The organism is Brotaphodocola sp., assembly GCF_983179755.1.
Genome location: NZ_CFAHBC010000026.1, coordinates 20,424 through 40,614 on the forward strand (window position 1 = coordinate 20,424; position 20,191 = coordinate 40,614).

Annotated in this window: 13 protein-coding genes and 2 pseudogenes; 3 read left to right on the top strand and 12 right to left on the bottom strand. The window is 48.1% G+C overall.

The features are described 5' to 3' along the window. Positions 1-174: 174 nt before the first annotated feature. The 3 genes from dnaB to AC4EVX_RS09845 form a co-directional block, all read right to left on the bottom strand. The gene (dnaB, locus tag AC4EVX_RS09835) at positions 175-1,506 is read right to left on the bottom strand and encodes a replicative DNA helicase (RefSeq protein WP_177978396.1); all 1,332 of its coding nucleotides are present in this window, start codon (positions 1,504-1,506) and stop codon (positions 175-177) included. A gap of 131 nt (positions 1,507-1,637) precedes the next feature. After that, positions 1,638-2,084: a 50S ribosomal protein L9 gene (rplI, locus tag AC4EVX_RS09840; protein WP_177978395.1), complete on the bottom strand. Its 447-nt coding sequence runs from the start codon at positions 2,082-2,084 to the stop codon at positions 1,638-1,640. After that, entirely contained in the window at positions 2,084-4,126 is a 2,043-nt protein-coding gene (locus tag AC4EVX_RS09845; RefSeq protein WP_177978394.1) for a DHH family phosphoesterase, read from the bottom strand. Before AC4EVX_RS09845 ends, rplI begins: the two co-directional genes overlap by 1 nt. A 318-nt stretch (positions 4,127-4,444) precedes the next feature. Between AC4EVX_RS09845 and AC4EVX_RS09850 the strand changes: the two genes are divergently transcribed. Next, positions 4,445-5,602, top strand: coding sequence for a DUF4317 domain-containing protein (locus AC4EVX_RS09850; RefSeq protein WP_308450274.1), 1,158 nt, complete (start codon positions 4,445-4,447; stop codon positions 5,600-5,602). 189 nt (positions 5,603-5,791) lie between these two features. On the opposite strand, the gene AC4EVX_RS09855 is transcribed toward AC4EVX_RS09850, so the two are convergent. The 3 genes from AC4EVX_RS09855 to AC4EVX_RS09865 all read right to left on the bottom strand — a co-directional run bounded on the left by AC4EVX_RS09855 (position 5,792) and on the right by AC4EVX_RS09865 (position 11,099). Beyond that, on the bottom strand, positions 5,792-7,123 hold the full coding sequence (locus AC4EVX_RS09855; protein ID WP_177978392.1) for an MATE family efflux transporter: 1,332 nt from the start codon (positions 7,121-7,123) through the stop codon (positions 5,792-5,794). Positions 7,124-7,518: 395 nt separating this feature from the next. Continuing rightward, on the bottom strand, positions 7,519-9,519 hold the full coding sequence (locus tag AC4EVX_RS09860; RefSeq protein WP_177978391.1) for a glucose PTS transporter subunit IIA: 2,001 nt from the start codon (positions 9,517-9,519) through the stop codon (positions 7,519-7,521). Positions 9,520-9,773: 254 nt separating this feature from the next. After that, on the bottom strand, positions 9,774-11,099 hold the full coding sequence (locus tag AC4EVX_RS09865; RefSeq protein WP_177978390.1) for a 6-phospho-alpha-glucosidase: 1,326 nt from the start codon (positions 11,097-11,099) through the stop codon (positions 9,774-9,776). A 259-nt stretch (positions 11,100-11,358) separates the two neighbouring features. On the opposite strand from AC4EVX_RS09865, the gene AC4EVX_RS09870 reads away from it, so the two are divergent. Further along, a complete protein-coding gene (locus tag AC4EVX_RS09870; RefSeq protein WP_177978389.1) occupies positions 11,359-12,183 on the top strand; it encodes an SIS domain-containing protein in 825 nt (274 codons plus the stop codon). Continuing rightward, on the top strand, positions 12,167-12,973 hold the full coding sequence (locus AC4EVX_RS09875; RefSeq protein WP_490160114.1) for a MurR/RpiR family transcriptional regulator: 807 nt from the start codon (positions 12,167-12,169) through the stop codon (positions 12,971-12,973). The genes AC4EVX_RS09870 and AC4EVX_RS09875 overlap by 17 nt, the downstream gene beginning before the upstream one ends. 114 nt (positions 12,974-13,087) lie before the next feature. Here AC4EVX_RS09875 and lepB read toward each other — a convergent pair whose 3' ends face one another. From lepB to murC, 6 genes and pseudogenes are all read right to left on the bottom strand, one after another. Continuing rightward, complete coding sequence (lepB, locus tag AC4EVX_RS09880; protein ID WP_177978387.1) at positions 13,088-13,738, bottom strand: signal peptidase I; 651 nt, start codon at positions 13,736-13,738, stop codon at positions 13,088-13,090. 122 nt (positions 13,739-13,860) lie between these two features. Then, positions 13,861-15,033 (bottom strand): ribose-phosphate pyrophosphokinase, encoded by a 1,173-nt coding sequence (locus tag AC4EVX_RS09885; RefSeq protein WP_177978386.1) that lies wholly within the window; start codon positions 15,031-15,033, stop codon positions 13,861-13,863. 202 nt (positions 15,034-15,235) lie between these two features. Further along, positions 15,236-16,228 (bottom strand): ATP-binding protein, encoded by a 993-nt coding sequence (locus tag AC4EVX_RS09890; RefSeq protein WP_177978385.1) that lies wholly within the window; start codon positions 16,226-16,228, stop codon positions 15,236-15,238. A 112-nt stretch (positions 16,229-16,340) separates the two neighbouring features. Further along, a pseudogene (locus AC4EVX_RS09895) lies at positions 16,341-17,003 on the bottom strand (DnaD domain protein); the annotation flags it as partial. Between the two features lie 1,032 nt (positions 17,004-18,035). After that, positions 18,036-18,257 (bottom strand): annotated as a pseudogene (locus AC4EVX_RS09900) (DnaD domain protein); the annotation flags it as partial. Positions 18,258-18,637: 380 nt separating this feature from the next. Continuing rightward, entirely contained in the window at positions 18,638-20,017 is a 1,380-nt protein-coding gene (gene murC, locus AC4EVX_RS09905) for a UDP-N-acetylmuramate--L-alanine ligase (protein ID WP_490160115.1), read from the bottom strand. Between the last annotated feature and the right edge of the window lie 174 nt (positions 20,018-20,191).

The following is a 20,191-nucleotide window of genomic DNA, read 5'->3' on the forward strand; positions in this document are numbered from 1 at the left end:
GGAGCGTTTTTATATGATAGGACGCAATTTCCTATCATATAAAAAAAGACATGGACAGTCAGACAGGAATGTTCTCTTTCATTCCCATTTGACTGCCCATGTCTTTTCCGCTATATTTTTCTCATTTCAAATCGATGCCCGCAAAGACTCGTAAACATATTCTGCGCGGCCAACCTATTTTGCCAGATTGACAAACTTTGTGAACTCCGGTTGCCAGAGCAGATTGACGGTTCCGATCGGGCCATTTCTCTGTTTTGCGATGATGACTTCCGCAATGTTCGGTGTATCGGTGTCTTTATTATAATAATCATCACGATACAAAAACATCACGACATCGGCATCCTGCTCGATTGCTCCGGATTCTCGAAGGTCAGAAAGCATCGGACGGTGATCCGTTCTCGTCTCACAGGCACGGCTAAGCTGAGACAGTGCAAGCACCGGAGCGTTCATCTCACGCGCTAACGCCTTCAACGATCTCGAAATCTCTGAAATTTCCTGCTGACGGTTATCACTTGATTTTCCGCTTCCGCTCATCAGCTGAAGGTAATCGATGATAATCATGCTGAGTCCATGCTCAAGTTTCATCTTTCTGCACTTTGAGCGCAGTTCCGTAATCGAGATACCCGGAGTATCGTCAATGATCAGATTGGAATTGCCGATCACACCAATTCCCTCGACAACCGCATCCCAGTCGGAGTCCGTCAGATTTCCGTTTCTAAGTTTCTGTGCGTCAACATTCGACTCCATCGCCAGCATACGGTTAACCAACTGCTCCTTGGACATCTCCAGACTGAACACCATGCACGGCAGACCTTTGCGCACCGCCACATGATCGACCAGATTCAGCACAAATGCCGTCTTTCCCATAGACGGACGTGCCGCAATCAATACAAGGTCGGACGGTTGCATACCGGAAGTTTTGTAATCCAGATCAATAAATCCGGTCGGGATTCCGGTTACACTTCCCTGACTCTTAGAGGCGACCTCAATCTTCTCCAACACATTCAGAGCGACCTGGCGGATCGGCACAAACTCTCCACCTCCACGGCTCTGAAGCAGATCAAAAATCGTCTTCTCCGTAGTCGCAAGAATCTGATCCAGAGGCTCCTTACCTGCATAACAGGTATTCGCAATCGTCTCATTTACATGGATCAGTTTTCTCAAAACAGCTTTCTCACGAACAATATTGGCGTAAGACCGCACATTCGCAGACGTCGGCACTGTTGTGATGATGTCGCGGACAAAGTCAAGACTGCTGACTTCCGGAGGTACATCCTTTTCCTTCAAACGGTCCTGAAGCGTGATCAGATCGACCGGCTTGCCCTCATTAAAAAGCTCTACCATCGTCTCAAACATGATACCGTACTGCGTCTGATAAAAATCAGAAGCCGTCACGATCTCAGAGGCAGCAATGATCGCCTCCCTGTCCATCAACATGGAGCCGATCACCGACTGCTCTGCCTCAATGCTGTGAGGAGCCACCCTTTTCATCAAAGGTTCATCCATACATTTGTTTCTCCTGTATTCCTCTTTGCACCAAAACATTTATGCAGACAGGACCCACGCGCTCCTCGCACCTAAAATCCGTCTGCATATCTGCCCGGCACTCTGCATTTCTGCATATTGCCTTAATATGCTTATGCTTCCGTTACCTTAACCGTCAGCTTTGCAGTTACATCTTTGTGCAGTTTTACAGGAACCTCATGCGTACCAAAGGTCTTGATTGCTTCTGGAAGAACCATCTTCTTCTTGTCAATCTCCAAGCCAAGCTGATCCTTTGCTGCGACTGCAATCTCCTTGCTGGAGACAGAACCGAAGGCTCTTCCGCCCTCTCCCGCTTTCATCTTCAGGGTTACGGAAAGCTCTCCGATCTTCTCTGCGAGTGCCTTTGCCTCAGCGAGCTGTTCTGCTGCAACCTTCTCTGCATTTGCCTTCTGAAGTTTCAGATCGTTTAAGTTCTTTGCGGTCGCCTCAACACCGAGCTTCTTCGGCAGGATGAAATTGCGCGCATATCCGTCATTTACCTTTACAATCTGTCCCTTTTTTCCAAGTGCTTTTACGTCTTCCAGTAATACGATTTCCATTATGAAATATCTCCCTTCTCTAACATCTGGTCGATGACCGCCTTGACACGGCGTTTTGCCTCCTCGACCGTCATTTCTTTCAGCTGAGCGCCTGCAATCGTTCGATGACCTCCGCCTCCCAGCTGTTCCATCATCACCTGCACGTTGACCTCGTCAATCGAGCGTGCGCTGACATAGATGACTCCGTGAAGCTCTGTGAGCACCACAGAAGCCTTGATGCCCTTGATCTCAAGCAGTTCGTTTGCTGCCTGGGCACCGACAACAGTCGGACTCTCAAGTCCTTCCGCCGGACATTCTCCAATTGAGAATGCATCCCGGTAGACCTCCGCAGAAGCGATTGTCTCCGCCTTTGCTCTGTAATCCACCATATTATCGCGGAACAGCTTGCGAACTCGCGTCACATCTGCTCCACAGCGCCGTAAGTAAGCGGCTGCCTCAAACGTGCGAACGCCCGTCTGATTGGTAAAGTTATTCGTATCAATGACAATGCCGGCATACATCGCATCTGCCTCCGCCGACTTGATCTTGATTCCGTCTGCGATGTACTGAAGCACCTCTGCAACCATCTCACATGCGGAGGATGCATACGGCTCCACATACGAGAGCACCGCATTTGAGATGATCTCACTGCTCTGTCTGTGATGGTCGAGAACAACGATCGTCTTCACCATCTTGAGCAGTTCCGGGGCATCGGTGATGCTCGGACGGTTTACGTCCACAACGACAAGCATTGTGTTGGCATCCACAAGCTCCGCGGCCTGCGCTCCCGACAGGAACATATCATCCGGATACTCCGGGTTGTCGACAAATCGATCCATCATCGGTTTTACCGAGGTCGTGACCTCGTTGATCACGATATGCGCCTTCTTATTCAGCGCCGTCGCAATTCGGAAAATACCGATCGAAGAGCCAAAACAGTCAATATCACCGATCCGATGTCCCATAATCAGGAGACGATCCTTCGTCTCCATTAACTCTCGCATCGCATGTGCCTTGACACGTGCCTTGACGCGGGTCGCCTTCTCAAGCTGTTGAGATTTTCCGCCGTAATACTGAATCCGGCTTCCATCTTTCAGAACTGCCTGATCTCCGCCACGACCAAGTGCCATATCAATCGCAACACGCGCATAATCATAATTCTGCGCGTAAGTGTCTCCATTCATACCGATGCCAATGCTCAGCGTCACCGCCATCTCATTTCCGATGTTGACGGTCTTTACATCCTCCAGAATCGAGAATCTCTCCTCCTGAAGTTGCTGAACATATTTCTGCTTGATGATAAAGAAATACTTGTCTTTCTCCAGCGTCTTTACCACACCGTCCATCGCACTGATGTACTTGTTGATCTTTCGGTCAATCAGAGCTGTCAGCAGAGAACGACGTACTTCCTCCACACTCTCAAGTGCCTCATCGTAATTGTCGAGGTAGATCAGTCCGGCAACCATCTTCTCATCCGTGATCTCCTGCAAACAACGCAACATTTCTGTCTCATCGAACAGATAGATCGCAAGCAGTTTCTGTCTGCTGACCAGTGCTTCCTTTTCCTCCTCCTCGGAACTGCTCACATAGATCGGCTGAATATCCAGTCGAAATTTCTTGTCCCCATAAGAGGTATGAACCAGAACCATTCCATCATCCGGCACCAGATCATTCCGAGTCAGGTTGGGAAAAATGGAAAGAAGGCTTTTTCTGTTTCCTTTTTCTGTCTGTATCGCTTCCTGAAATGAGCGGTTCATCCAAAGCAGTCGTCCATCTTCATCTGCCAGCGCATATGGGATCACCATATCCGTCAGCAACTGCTTCTGAATCCACGCATATTCGGAAGAAAACTCCACCAGACCGCCAAGAATTCGCTTGTGACTGTACACATAAATCCAGACCGCCGTTCCTATGTAGCACACGGTAAATGGAATCATCACCAGTGCGCCCACACGGCTTACCAGAAACAGTGCGATATTCCCGCATACCAGAAAGACAGAAAGCACAATGGGCCAGGACAGATATCCCTTGAGCTGTCCCTTTACCACGATATTCTCTTTCATACTTTTGTTCTCCTTGCCGAATTCCTGAGAATTCCAACAGTCATATCATACGCTTTACCCCTGATTATACCATACCAAACGCCAAACGTCCACAATGAACACAGTATCCATACACAGGAACCGGCAACCAATCTTTTTTCGATCTCAAGATTGATGTTGCCGTCCTTCAAAGTTTTTCACACAGAAAATTTCCACCGGCAGACGGGAACCAAGATTGTCTTTTTCTCAAAATTATACTAAAATGAAAAGGTGACTTTTGATTGGAACTTTTCCTGTGAAAGGAAACATACGAAATATGAAAAAGGAGATTATCTTATTATGATTAAAAAAGAAATTTCTGAAATCAAGCGCCAGTTCACCCCCAACAGTTGCTCGATCTCCCGCATCTGTGGCTGTTATGTGGACGGAGAAAAGAATAAAAAAGCGACCTTGAAGGAGGCTTTTCTCTCCCTCCCCGAAGAGGATATGTTCAAATATTTCGAGATTTTGAGAAAAAATCTCTCCGGAACACTCGGAAAAAATCTTCTGAATCTGGAATTTCCACTCTCTGCCGAGGGCGAGGGTACCCCGCATGAGCTGCTGATGAAACTGCGCGCTACACGTCTGACTGATGATGAACTGCTCGACACATTCTACGACCAGATTATCGAGAGCTATGACTATGTCGGCAACTTCCTGATCCTGCTGATTCACGATGCCTATGACATCCCGGGACGCACCTCCGACGGAATTGAGATGGAGGATGCCTCCGACGAGGTTTACAGCTACATTCTCTGTTCGATCTGCCCGGTCGATCTCTCCAAGCCGGGGCTCAGTTACAATGAGATCGAGAGCAACTTCCAGAACCGTATCCGTGACTGGGTTGTCGGAATGCCGGAATGGGGCTTCCTCTTCCCCGCATTCAACGATCGCTCGACTGATCTCCATTCAACCCTTCTCTACACAAGGAAGAGTGAGGATCTACACGACAGCGTTGTCGAGCGGATTCTCGGCTGTCCGCTCCCGCTCCCGGCAGGAAGCCAGAAAGAATCGTTTCAAGCGATCATTGCGGACACGCTCGGAGATGCCTGCGACTATGAGACGGTCAAGACAATCCATGAGAACCTCAATGAACTGATCTCCGAGCACAAGGACGATCCGGAACCAGTCGTTCTCGACAAATATCAGGTCAAGACTCTGCTCGAAAACAGCGGAGTCGAGGAAGAGCAGCTTGAAAACTTCGACCAGAACTTCGATGAGACTGCCGGCGAGCGCGCCTCGATCTACGCTTCCAACATCGCAAGTACTCGCGCCTTTGAGGTAAAGACACCGGATGTCGTCGTCAAAGTCAATCCGGAGCGCACCGACCTCGTCGAGACGAGAGAGATCGATGGTCGCCAGTGTCTCGTCATCACGATCGACGGCGGAATCGAGGTAAATGGAATTCTTGTAAACCAGAATGGTGGAATAACTACAGAAAAGAATACAGAAAATTAATTCATAGTTTCTGAAATACAGAATTGTCTGAGCATCGACTTAAATGTGCAAATGGCGACTTGAATGTGTGAACAGCAATTTAATATGCGAACGGCAATTTTAATAAATGAACGGCTCCGGTCGCCTTTTCGACCTACCTGGAGCCGTTTTTTATTTTTTTAACTCTTTACCTGAAATTTTGTCAGCTCCTCACTTCATCGCCCGTCTCACCTTAAAGTAATACGGAATCTCCACGAGAAGCATCACACTCCATCCGCAGGCACATGCGATCGCAACTCCATAGATTCCCATTCTCGGAGCAAGAATCCATGTAAAAATCACTCTCAGCGTCGTCTGAATAAACGTTCCGAGAAGCGTCATCTTCATCATTCCCATTCCGCGATAAAATCCCTGAAATCCATTCGTAAATGCCGGAAAAATATAAAAGAACGCCATCGTTCCGAGATACTGCGCACCGATCATCACAATCGCCCTCGCATCCTCCCCGGTCACAAAGAGTCCGACAATCGGTTTTCGAAGCAGTAACACCGTCCCACAAATCAGCACCCAGTAGAGAAACTCAAGGCAGAGTCCATCGCGAAATCCTTTATGAAGTCTCTCCTCCTTCTTTGCCCCACGATTCTGTGCGACGAAGGTCGTGATTCCATGGGAAATGCTCTGCTCCGGCATGCACGCAAAATCATCGACCCGGTTTACCGCATTGAAAGCTGCAATCGTGTTGACTCCGAGCGTATTGACCGATCCCTGAATCAGAAGTTTTCCGACCGGCTGGCACGACTGCTGAAGTGCTGTCACCGTTCCATACTGAAGCGTCGTCTTCAAAAGCCCCATATCCATCCGAAACTCGCCTCTCTTCAACTGGAGAAGCGGAATCTTCCGGTATACATACCAGATCGAGAGTCCGGCTGAGACTGCCTCCGCGACAACCGTCGTGACTGCCGAGCACACGATTCCAAAACCGAGGATTCCGATAAAAATCAGATCAAGAACCCCATTCAAAATCGAGGAAAACATCAAAAATTTCAGCGGAGTTTTTGAATCTCCCACACTCTTGAGTGCCGATGCCAGCGCGTTATAGAAGTAGGTAAACGGCGCTCCGAGAAAGATGATTCTCAGATAAATAGATGTCATATTCATCAGCTCCTCGGGCACATTGAGCACTCTAAGCAACCACGGTGTGAAGAAAATCCCGAGCGCAATCACTGCCAGCGAAAAATACAGCCCAAACAAAACCGCAGTCGCCATCTCCCGCTTTAGTTTCTCATACTGCTTTCCACCAAAAAATTCACTCATCAGTACACCGGCACCCATACAGATGCCCGATATTCCAAGAATGACAATATTCATAACCGGACTCGCCATTCCCTCAGAAGCCAGTGCTTCCTTTCCGATAAATCGTCCCGCGATGATCGAATCCACCGCATTGTAAGTCAGCTGAAACAGATTTCCCAACACCAGAGGAATCGAATATCCAAGCAAATGTTGCGGGATTTTTCCCTCTGTCATATCTACCACTGCCATCTCATTCTCCTCCTCATTTTTCTCTGTGCGTTAATTCCGCACTCTTTTCTTTGTATATTAATTACTATTTCACACTCTCTACTCCGGACAAATTCAGTTCGCAAGGAATTTTCTCAATGTTGTAATACCTGATTTCCGATTTTTCAAACATCTCGATCGCTTCCTGACCATTGACTGCCGTAAAGACACTCTTTCATTATACTCTCCTGAGATGTTCTGTCAATTTATTGTCCTTATAATAAGCACTCTCGCAGAGCGTTTTTGTATGATAGGATGCAATTTCCTATCATATAAAAAAGTGCCACAGAACTTCTGGATTTCCCTTACCATTCTGTGGCACTTTCTAATTCAAATTATACAGCCCTCAAACTGTCATTAACCTTTTAGTACTTAATTTACGCCTTCTCAATTCGGATCACGGATTTTTCTCCCCTTGATACCATGCCCTTCTTCAGAAGTGTAATCTTCTCTCCGCTTGTGAAAATCACCGGAGATACGGTCTTCTTACCTGCACTCTTCACATAGTCGAGATCTACTTTTACAAGAACATCTCCACTCTTTACACGGTCGCCCTGCTTTACAGAAACCTCAAATCCTTTTCCGTTCAGCTCTACCGTGTCGATTCCAAGATGAATCAGAATCTCAGAACCATCATCGGAACGAAGTCCAACGGCATGTCCGGTCGGGAATACTACTTCTACAATTCCGTCTACCGGAGACTGAACAATGCCCTCTGTCGGCTCAATTGCAAATCCGTCGCCCATCATCTTCTGAGAGAATGCCGGGTCCGGAACCTGCTCCATCGGAATCACATTTCCTGTGATCGGTGCAGAAAACTCTGCCTGCTTCGGTGCAGATTTTGTCTCTTTCTTCAATGCCTCACGCACATTTGCAGCGATTCCCTCAACCTTCGGTCCGTAAATAACCTGAATGTGAACATCGCTTGAGTGAACGAAGCCCATTGCACCAGTTTTCTTCAGTCTCGGCTCATCGACTGCGGACATATCCTTTACGTCTACTCTCAGTCTGGTCAGGCAGTTGTTAACTACCTTGATGTTGTCCTTGCCACCAAGACCCTCGATGATCTCAAGTGCCTGTGCAAGCTGTTTGTTGCCGATCGATGCAGTGCCAGCAGTCTCGGTCTCTTCCTCGGAATCTTCATCTGCAACATCGATAGACAGATTCTTCTTTGTCAGATAAGTCTTGAATACCAGGTAGTAAGCGATGAAGAAGAACGGTCCTACAATCACGATCCAGTACCAGTGAGACCCCGGCTGGAAAACGCCCCAGATGAAAAAGTCGATCAGACCACCACCAGTATTACCAACGATAACCTTGAATGCTGCCATCAGCATGAAGGAAATACCACCCATGATTGCATGGAAAACAAACAGTGGCGGTGCTACAAACATGAAGGAGAACTCCATCGGCTCAGTAATTCCGGATACTACGCTGGCTGCAACGCCTGCGATCATCAGCGCCTTTACACGTGCCTTCTTCTCTGCCGGTGCGGTGCGATAGATTGCAAGTGCTGCACCCGGAAGACCAAACATCATCATCGGCATCTTGCCCTGTCCAAGGAATACGGTGAACGGCTGAAGCTCAGACAGATCTACCTTATCTACGAACTGAAGGAAGATGTTTAAGCATCCCTCAACGCCCTGGAACACACCACCGATTGCGGTGGTACGGAAGATACCATTCAGAACGTGATGCAGACCGGTCGGGATCAGCAGACGCTCTAAGAATCCATAACAGAATATTCCTGCCAGACCTGCAGCGGAAATCAGACCGCCGAGTGCATCGATTCCCATGGAAATCGGAGCCCATACAAGCGGAGCAACCAGACCTACAACCGTCATAGCCAGAATTACAACGAGTGCCACGAAACGTTTTCCACCGTAGAACGATACAGCTACCGGGAATGTTACTTTGTGATACTTGTTGTGAAGTGCTGCCGTCACGATACCAGTGATCATACCGGCAACTGCACCCATATCCATCGTCTCAACGCCAAGAATCGTGGATATTTTCAGTGCACTGAAATCCATAAAACCAGAATTAATCATACAAGCGGATGCCACCAGGAATGTATAATATCCGATGAAACCCGCAAACGCCGCAATTTCCTTCTCTTCCTTAGCAAGTCCGAATGCAATCGAGATTGCAAACAGAACCGGGATCAGGGTGAATACAATGCCGGATACCTTGTTGATTGTCGTGATGATGAAGTGAAGAATTCCTACCGACAATACCGGTACAGCAGCCTGTACCTGTGCCTTTAACAGCGCAGCACTGAGTCCCAGAACAATACCACAAGCCGCCAATGCCGCAATCGGCATCAGCAGGCTTCGGCCAAGGTCTGAGAAGAAGTTCATGACTTTGCTCTTGTTCATACTAAACCTCCCACGCCACGGATCCCAAACCGTGGCGCCTTTCACATGTTTTCTGCTTCCCCTCTGTTGTGTTACATTTGCCTTAATAATTATTTCATATTCTATACGTTGTGCACACAGTCCTCTTTTCTCCCAAATTTCTGTGTCCTTACAGCTTCTTCGGTCTCTTCAATGATGTCTGCTCTGATGCCCCCATGATGTCATATGTTTCTCATATATTTACTCAAAAGAGCAACTTCCAAAACACTTAACAATTACTTTAACTCCGGCCACATTCCCTTGTTTGCCTCGATCAGGGCATCCAGAACCTTTCTAGCCTTCTTTGCATCGCCGACCAGACGGTTCAGGGTGAATGCCTGAAGAGCCTTCTCATAGGAGTGCTCATAGTAAGCATCTACGATCAGCTTCTCGCTGGATACCTGGTTTACAAGAAGACCAAGATAGAACTGCGGGATGTTGCCGACTCTCATCGGGCGCGGTCCGTTGATACCCAGCTCACAAACAACCTCAACCATTGCATCGTCCTGCATGTTTGCGATTGCACCGTTGTTTTCAACGATCAGGATGTGACGGCTGTTCTTGTTATATGCGATTGCCTCTGCAACCTTGATCATCATCTCTGCATGTGCATCGGAGATAGCGTGGAAACGATCTCCTAACTTACCTTCCTTGATAACTTCTGCACACTCGCTGAAGACTCTCTTCTCACGTCCAGCCATAACCTCATCTGCTCTGGTGAAGTTCGGATTAAGGTGCTGTACCTTGTAATCCGGATACAGATAGTACTGGTCATAGGTGTTCGGCAGGTAATCCGGGAAGTCAGACATGATGGTCTGTACCATTCCATAAGTATCCAGCCAGGACTGATCTCTCTGCTCTGCATCCTGCGGAAGGAAGCCGTTCTTTGCGATCATCTCACGGATCTTCGGAAGCAGGTCCTCACCGGTATGTGCATCATAGATGTGGGTGAACCAACCATAGTGATTCAGACCGAAGTATACCGGATCAAGATCCTCCCAGTTGCATCCAAGCAGACGGCTGCAGGAACGTACTACGTTCTCCGGCTGATCACAGATGTTTAAGATTCTCTTATCATCCGGGAACTCTCTGCGCAGTGCCTCTGCTACGATAGCTGCCGGGTTGGAGTAGTTTAAGATCCATGCATCCGGAGCATAGTTACGAATGTCATGAACAGCCTTGATCATGTCTACGCAGGAACGCAGGCCGTAAGCCATTCCACCGGCACCACAGGTCTCCTGTCCGATCATTCCCATGGACAGCGGAATGTGCTCATCTTTTGCACGCATCGGAAGACCACCAGCTCTCATCTGCATGAATACGAAATCCATTCCCTCGTATGCTTCCTTGATGTCGGTCGTGTAGGAGAAGTCAAGCTCCGGGAAACGCTCTTTGAACAAGATCTCACCGTACTTTCCGATCGGCTCCTGACGCTCTGCATCGATATCAAACAGAACCAGTTTCTTTAACGGGAATTCCTCTCTCAGTCTTACGAAGGACTTTAAGAATCCCAGTGTATAAGTGCTTCCTCCACCTACGATACATACATTATAACTCTTCATTGCTACTCCTTTCTCTCTCTCGAGATACCCTCTTCGTTTCTGTTGACATCATCATACACGTTTCTCAATAAGATGTAAATAGTTTCTGTTTGTTCTGATTCAAGTCTCATATTTTATTATTTATTACTCTTATGGTAATTTTTTTCATTGACAAATAGGATGTTTTTGCCATAAAATAAAAAACAGAAAAGATAGAATTTATGCAAGATTCCCACGTTTTTTAAAAATGCACAAAAGTATCCCGAAAAAGGAGGATTTCATGTTTCCGCTTCAGTTAAACGATCAAATTATTCAGAGCCTGAGCAAAAATGAACTGAAAATTCTTCAGTATGTGTACGGTCACAGTTCAGAGACCTGCGAGATGAGCATCCACGAATTTTCGAGGGTGATTTCCTACTCCCCGGCGACCGTGCTCCGCTTCTGTCGAAAGCTCGGCTTCTCAGGCTTTGCCGAGTTCAAGTACGCACTCCGCACAAATGCATCCAAGCAGCCGGATCAGGAAAGTGTCGATTTCGCGTCCGAGAAACTTCCGACCTCGATCTCCATGGAACGTCAGGTCATGATCTCCGCAATGTTCAACAACATTTCCGGGACCTCCCATCTTATCTCTCAGGATCTCCTCGAGCGCACCTTCGCCTTCTTTGACAGTGATTGTCCAATCTACATCTTTTCGCCCGCCGGAATCACGGAGATCCCATGCGACTACTTTGAGAAACTGCTCTTCTCGATCGGTCGTCAGAATGTCTACCGAACTGCCTCCGCGCGGATGTGCGAGCATCTTCTGTACTCGGTGAACCGAAAATCCCTGCTGATTCTCGTCAGCACCTCCGGAAATTTTGGTCCGACCGAGCGCCTTGCGCGAGTTGCAAGCACAAACAACATTCCGATCCTCGCAATCACTCCGTACTCAAGCAACAACATCGCCTCCCTTGCTGACATCAACTATCGATTTTTCACCGACCAGAGAGAAAACAGCGGTGCAGAATTCACTTCGCGTCTGCCAATTTTCTACATCATCTGCGCGATCATCAACTGCTATCTCGACTACAAACAGAAAGGAGATTCCCATGATTCCGATCTTTGAACAGGCACACTCACTCTTTCTGACTCCGACCGAGTCCGAGATTCTCGACTGGTTTGAGAATCATTTTCCTCAGTGCCTCTATATGAACCTCGAGGAGATGAGCGATCAGCTCTATACCTCAAGCGCAACGATCGTCCGCTTCTGCCAGAAGCTCGGATTCAAAGGTTTCAATGAGTTTAAATATCAGCTCCGCCAACAGCTCAAGGAACAGAAAAATTCTGCACTCTTCTCTGATAACATCATTGAACACTCTCTTGCGCTCTTTCGTGACAATCTCGAACAGCTCGATCTCGATGCGCTTCAGGAAGTCGCCAATCTTCTGACCAGCGACCGCACAATCTACATCTGCGGTTCCAATCTGAGTTCTCTGATTGCAAGTTACCTGCATGCGGTGCTCTCAAGCCTTGATTACAGCTGTATTCTGATCGAATGGCAACGCCTTCTCGGCAGTCTGATCGGACAAATGAGCCGGGATTCGGTTTTATTGATTGTCAGAGCGCACGGAGATCCCCAGTACTATCAGTCCATCATGGAGACGGCCTTCGAGCGAGGCATCAAAACAATTCTTCTCACCTGTGAACGGGACAGCCCTCTCGTCTCTCTGAGCACGTTTGCGTTCTTCTCAAACGATCATAATCAGGAGCTCGCCAATGTCGATACAAACCCCAGAATCGGTCTCTTCGCGATTGCGCAGATCCTGATCGAACTTGTGACCCTCAAAAAGAGACACGTTTCCTCCACCCCTCATCCGACAGAAGAACCCTCCATTTTCCCGAATGAGAAAGATTGATTTTTCTGCCCAAACTAAAAAAGCGGATACAAAACAGATTTTTAAAACCTGCTCTGTATCCACTCTCTCATTTTTTGAATCCTTGTTCCGCGATCTTCTAACGCACTTAAAACACTATTTGAGCATACCCGGCTTCGGGAAGTATCGGAACAATACTTTTGCAATGATCTTTTCCCGCTTCACATAGGTATTCTGCCATCTGCGCGCATCCAGCGAATAGTTTCGGTTGTCTCCCATCATAAAATAGGAGTCCTCCGGCACCTCAAAATGCATCGCTGGCTCAGGTTCCATCGGCTCGCGAATGTACGGCTCATCCATCGGTTCACTTGAACCGTTTAAGTAAACCTTTCCATCCACAATGTCGATCGTGTCCCCGGGCATACCGATGATTCTCTTCACATAGAAAATCTTCTCATTGTCCGGGAAGCGGAAGATCACAATGTCGCCTCTCTGCGGATCTTCAAACTTGTAGCTGAGTCTCGAACCGATCACGCGGTCTCCCGTCATAATCGTGTTCTCCATCGAACCGCTCGGCACTTCGCTGTTGGCAATGATAAATGTATTCAGCGCCCACGCAATCACAGCCGCCGAGACGATGATTTTCAGCCACTCCCAGACTTCACGTTTCCAGCTCGTCTTCTTCTCGTCATGCGGAATATCCCAGTTTTCGGGAGGTTCCGGCTGTCCATCTACTTTGTTCTCCTCGCACTCCGGCTCGTTTGGCTCTTCGCCCGGAAATTTTTCTTTTTTTCTGTCTTCCTTCATTTCAGTCAAACCTGCTTTCCGGCGCTGATATTTGATGTTTCCCTGTTCACACTGTTCACAAATCCTGCGAACAGGAACCTGATTCTCTCTGTCTCACCGACACCTTCTCTTTGGACTTTCGCCTATTTACTACGATACTGCTCCAGAAGACGATTGATTCGCTTCGTCGGATTCAACAGCTCGCTCAGAGAATCGTCGTGATTCAGGTTATCGATAATCAGCGCAATATACTTGCTCATATCCACATTGATATAATACGGACGGGACAGAAGCTCCGGAGTCTGGTAAACGAGATTCGTCGTCAGAATCCGGTCAATGATACCGTTCTCATAGTACTCATCAAACTTTGCAAGACCGTTCGTGAAGAGACCAAAGGTTGCACAGATGAAGACTTTTCTTGCCTTTCTGCGCTTGAGTTCCTTTGCGACATCCTGCATGCTCTCGCCGGAAGAAATCATATCGTCAACGATGATGACGTCCTTGCCCTCTACGCTTGAGCCGAGGAATTCGTGTGCAACGATCGGGTTTCGTCCATTGACAATCTTCGTGTAGTCACGACGCTTGTAGAACATACCCATGTCCAGTCCGAGCACATTTGCAAAGTAAACTGCACGGCCCATACCACCCTCATCCGGGCTGATGACCATCATGTGATCGCTGTCGATCTGAAGATCTGTCTCGGTCTTGAGCAGATACTTGATGAACTGGTAGATCGGCTGAACCGTCTCGAATCCCTTTAACGGAATCGCATTCTGGACACGAGGATCATGTGCGTCAAACGTGATAATGTTCTCAACGCCCATGCGGGTCAGCTCCTGAAGAGCAAGTGCGCAGTCAAGAGACTCTCTGCTCGAGCGCTTGTGCTGACGGCTCTCATAGAGGAACGGCATGATAACATTGATACGGCGTGCCTTTCCCGTCGTTGCTGCAATGACACGCTTCAGATCCTGAAAATGATCGTCCGGAGACATGTGATTCGTCATTCCGCACAGAGAATAAGTCAGGCTGTTGTTGCATACATCCACCAGGAAATACAGATCATCACCACGGACAGACTCCTCAATCGTTCCCTTTGCCTCACCGGAACCAAAACGCGGGGTCTTTGCCTCAATGATATAGGAATCCTTCTGATATCCCGCAAATGCGATTGTAGACTTGTGCTCGCTCTCCCGCTCCTTGCGCCATTCTACCAGCCATGCGTCAACTTTGGCGCCCAGCTCAGCACAGCTCTTCAGCGGAATCAGGCCCAGCGGGCCAACCGGAATGGTCTCAATGGTTTTCTCTTCGTAGATCATTTCATCCTCCATATATAATGTGAAAAACGCGCCCGGAACCGTTTCTGTTCAGACGCTCCGCAAACCACGTTCTCGCAAGGTGATTAATTGCTTCATTTTCTTCTTTTCTCGCAATTATTAACGTATCCTTTATAACATTATGCACCGATGAAGTCAAGCCAATCACGGAAACTTTGCCTTTTTTCTATCTTCATACAAATTCTCACACGGATGTCATTGTTTTTTTCACTCGAATGTCCCCGCCATAAAGCGGAATCATCATATAGCTACTCATAATTCTCGAGGTCACGCGGTCTGAGTAGGTATCCCGCATCATATCCATCGACAAATTCGTCGAGATGATCGTGCCTTTCTTGCGGTTGATTCTCTCATTGATGCAGTAGAAGAGCTGAGAGGAGACAAAGGTATTATTGACCTCAGTTCCCAGATCGTCAATAATCAACATCTCGCACTCCAGAATGTGACGGTATGCCTCCTCACAGTCCTCCTCTGCCCCCCGGTTGAACTTATATTTGGAAAAAATCTCAAACAGATCCGGCGACGACAGATAGATCACCGACACATACCGGTCCATCAGCGCCTTCGCAATGCAGTTTGTCAGAAATGTCTTTCCAACTCCGGTGCTTCCCGTAAACAGAATGTTCTGTCCACTGTTCGGAAAATTCTCTGCAACTTCCTGACAGCGTTTCACGACGAGTTGCATGTAGGAGAGCACCGTGCGATTCAACCCCGGAAGCAGCTGCTGATCGTCATAATAGGCAAACGTCAATGTATTAAAATTCTCACGCTTCAAAACTTCCTCAATATTCGACTGTGCGTAGAGAACCTGAAGCCGTTTTCTCTCAAAGCAGTGACAACGATGACCATTCGCATAGCCAGTATCCTGACACTCCCGACAGCGGTATCTCATCTCCATGTAATCTGCCGGGTATCCTCCTGCTGTCAAAAGAATCTGCTTCTGCTCCCTCAAATCAGAAAGTTTTCTCCGGAGTGTCTCGCGCGCATTCGGGTCTCCGTGCAGAGCCATTCTCGCGCACTCTGCCCCGCTCCCCGCAATCTCCTGATCGAGTTTCTCAATCTGAGGAATCCGGCGGTAAACCTCCTGAACCCGCGCGTCTCTCTCAACCCTGTCCTTTCTCTGCTGTTGCTCATACTCCCGCATCAGCGCATTGTACTGGGAATTGCTCAGTGCCATCTGTCACTCCTCTCACTTTCTCTTGTCTTGCTCTTTGTTTTTTCAGCTTTTTCTTTTCTAGCTTTTTCTTTTCCAGCTTTTTCTCGGCGCTCTCTTAGAACAGTAGGACTTTCTACTGTTCTCCAAGCCAGCCCTTTACCTGATCGAGCACCAGAGAATCATAGTCTGTGCTTCTCTGCTCAAAATTATGAAAACGGTTGACCGGAGCCTTCACCGTTGCCCTCGGACTCTGCCGGTTCTGCGTACTCTGTGTCGTCCGTCGTTTCTCATCGATCTGGTTCACATCTTCCATGCTCTTTACGCCGGCTTCCCGCCAATCAGAGAGAATTTTATCGGCATATCGGAAACTCGGCTTATGCGTGGCTTCCATCGTTCTTCTGCACGCCTCAATGACAAGCTCACGGGAAAATCCGTAGGTCTTAAACCACTTCTCAATCATCTCCCGCTCCCCGTCCCCGGGCTTGCGATCATTCAGACCGAAGGCGCGCATCACGGCAAACGAATCCTTCGTGAATCCGGTCGAGTATGCCTTCGCCTCCTCGACGGTCTGAAATCCCTTCTCATGCCAGTTCATGCCGACTGCTTCAATGTAGCGCACGCTCGTGTGACCATTCTGTACGCAGTACTCGACGAGATATTCAAGCATCTCCGCAGACAGATGAAGTCCCTCATAGAGGTTCGCAAAAATATCCACATCTCTCGGTGTAAAAATTCGATTCAAATATCTCTGCGCAATGTAGAGAAGCTGGGAGAATTCCTCATCATTCTCAAGCTGAGCACTCAGGGACTCCTCCTCTTTCTCAGTCTCCTTTGCACCTTCTTCCTCCGGCTTTGCAGACAGCAGACTTGCGATAAGCGGATCTGTGCTCGCTGATCCCTCTGAGGCAATCGGCACTGCATCCCGGATTCTCGGCTCTCGTCCCCAGATTCCGCTCGTTCTCATTCCCTCTCCGACATTGAGATTTTCACGCTCCGGCTCAACAGCAGACGATTTCTCTGCTTTTTTCGTCTTCACCCGACTGCTCTCCCCCGTCTCTTTCTGACTCTGCTCTTTCGGATTATGCTCTTCCTGCTGATTGATCAGATCGAGCAACTCCAGCTGAATCATCTGAGTTGTCTGACCGGTCTGATTCGCCTGACCTGCCTGACTTATCTGATTTAACGGTTCCGTCTGAGTTATCTGATTGATCTGAGATGTTTGAGTTGTCTGAATTGTCTGCTCCAACGGCTCTATTTGCGCCTGTTGATTTTCCTGTTCTTTCAGCGAAGTTGGGGTTGCCTCCTCCTGTGTCGAAAGCTGAGACTCCACCTCCAGTCCTCTTCTCTGACCGATGACTCTTGCACTGTTCTCTCTCACCTGCTCAATCGGCACTTCCCCAAAGAGTGCAGACAGACCGCCAAGCGAGGGACGTGCCATCTGAAATCCCCTCGTCCCGAGCGTAAACTTTCCACCATCCTGACTTCCACTCTCAGAACGATTTGCAGTCGCCACCGCCGACCGCACCGAGGTATTTACACTGCTACTTTCCTCAACTGCAACCGCCCGTCTCGTCTGCTGGCTCAGAGAATCTTCTGCCTGATCCACCGGACCGTTCTGCACACTCTGAATCATCTGCAAGACTTCTGAGCTGCTCCCTGATCCAGCACTGCGCTCCCGCTCCGGAGGTTCCTGATCCTCAGATGCAAAGAGATCCTCCATCGTGAGTACTGCGCTCTTTCTCGCTCTGGATGAAGATACGCTCTTCGCCCCGCTCTTCCTCGCTGAGATTGTCGCATTCTTCGGACCTACAAGCGCAGTTGCCCCCTTGACTGCACCGACTTTCTGCCAGTAGAGCACAGCCCGCTTCACATCCGCCTCCGTGTGGTTGAGGGCATCCGCAATGGTTCCGACATCCAGTTTTTCGGAGGCGTGACGGAGCAGATAGAGATATACTTTCACATACTCTCCATTCGCATCTGCCATATATCGGTCTATAAATTCATTTGCAACCATTGTTGCCTCTATCTGAAATTTGCATGTCAAATCCATTGTCTTCTCAGTCCTTTCCCGTATCGGTTATCTTGCTTTCGGTTCCTTTATTTTCCATCGTTTTCTAAGGGCAACACGGGTCTGGCACCTCGATGCCAGACCCTATTTTTAAGCCCTGTAAATGCTACGATTTTTATTTTTTTAGTGTATCACATCTTGAAAAAAAAAGAAATAGGAGCACTTATCCACACTCTCGATTGTGGATATTGTGGATATTGTGGATAACTTTTTTGAGTTTCTGAAAATCCAGGAGAAAAAAGCCAGAAATTCCTTATAAATAAAGGGTTTGCAGAATTTTTAGACATTATGTTATGTAAATTAAATAATCCACATAATCTCCGGCACCAAAAAACCGGAAATTATGTGGATTTTGTGGATAACTACTTGCCGAGGAGCTTTTCCCCAACTTTTACAATGTCTCCGGCCCCCATAGTTATCAACAAATCACCGGTGGAACAATTTTCTAAAATAAATGTTTCAATTTCGTCGAAAGTCTCGAAATAATGAACCTTCTTGCCCATTTTCTCCAGTCTGTCCGCAATATCCCGGGAACTGATGCCTAACGTATCGGTCTCTCTCGCCGGATAGATCTTCGCCAAAATCACCTCATCGGCACCGCTGAGGGCTTCTGCAAACTCATCCAGGAATGCCTTCGTTCTCGTGTAGGTGTGAGGCTGGAAGACACACCACAGCTTCTTGTGCGGATAATTCTTTGCCGCGGAAAGCGTCGCAGAGATCTCCTGCGGATGGTGCGCATAGTCATCAATGATCGTGATTCCGGCAAGCTCTCCCTTTTTCTCAAAACGGCGATCGGTTCCGGTGAATGCTTTCAGACCTACCGCACTCTCCTCCTCGCTGATTCCGAGTTCCTTTGCAACTGCAATCGCAGACAGAGCATTGTATACATTATGCTCTCCCGGAACACTCAGCGTAATCCGTCCTGCCTTCTGTCCTCTCTCGACGAGGGTGAACGACGGGTGCGCATACTCATCATAAGTAATATCAGTTGCACTGTAATCGCTCTCGGCGCTGTGTCCCACCGTCACGATCCGGCATCTGAGACCTGCGGTCAGCTCCTGATAATTTGCAATGTCACTGCTGATGACGAGAAGACCACTCTCCGGAAGTTTCTCTGCAAACAGACGGAATGAATGGCGGATATCATCGAGATCCTTGAAGAAGTCGAGATGATCTGCCTCCACGTTCAGAATCACCTCAATTGTCGGGAAGAAAGAAAGAAAGCTGTTCGTATACTCACATGCCTCTGCGACAAACAGATCCGACTTGCCGACACGGATATTTCCTCCGATCGCATGGAGAATTCCTCCGACAGTGACAGTCGGATCTTTCTTTGCCTCAAGCAGAATCTCCGTAATCATCGAGGTCGTTGTCGTCTTTCCGTGCGTTCCTGCAACTGCAATCGCCTGACCGTAGTTCTTCATAATCTGACCGAGAAGGTCTGCGCGGGTCATCATCGGAATTCCCCGGCGCTGTGCCTCCTGAAACTCCGGGTTGTCCGGGTGTACAGCTGCCGTGTATACAACAAGCTCTACCTCGTCCGTGATGTTCTCTGCACGCTGTCCATACATGATTTTTGCGCCGTGAGAGGCAAGCTGATCCGTCAGCTCCGACTCGTGAGCATCCGAACCGCTGATATGAAATTCTTCCTCAAGAAGAATCTCAGCAAGTCCGCTCATGCTGATTCCTCCGATTCCGATAAAATGTACTGCCAGCGGTTTTTTGAAATCTATCTGATACATATGAAATGTCCTCTTCTTTCCTGATTCTTTTTGACTGTTAAAAAATTATTTCTGTCGATTCCAGTCAAATTTTCTCATCATTTTCATTATTTTCTTACTTTGTTTTCTTATTTGATTTCTTACTATAAATGAGCAAGTTCGTGATTTTGCATAAAAGAAAGACACCTTGGATTC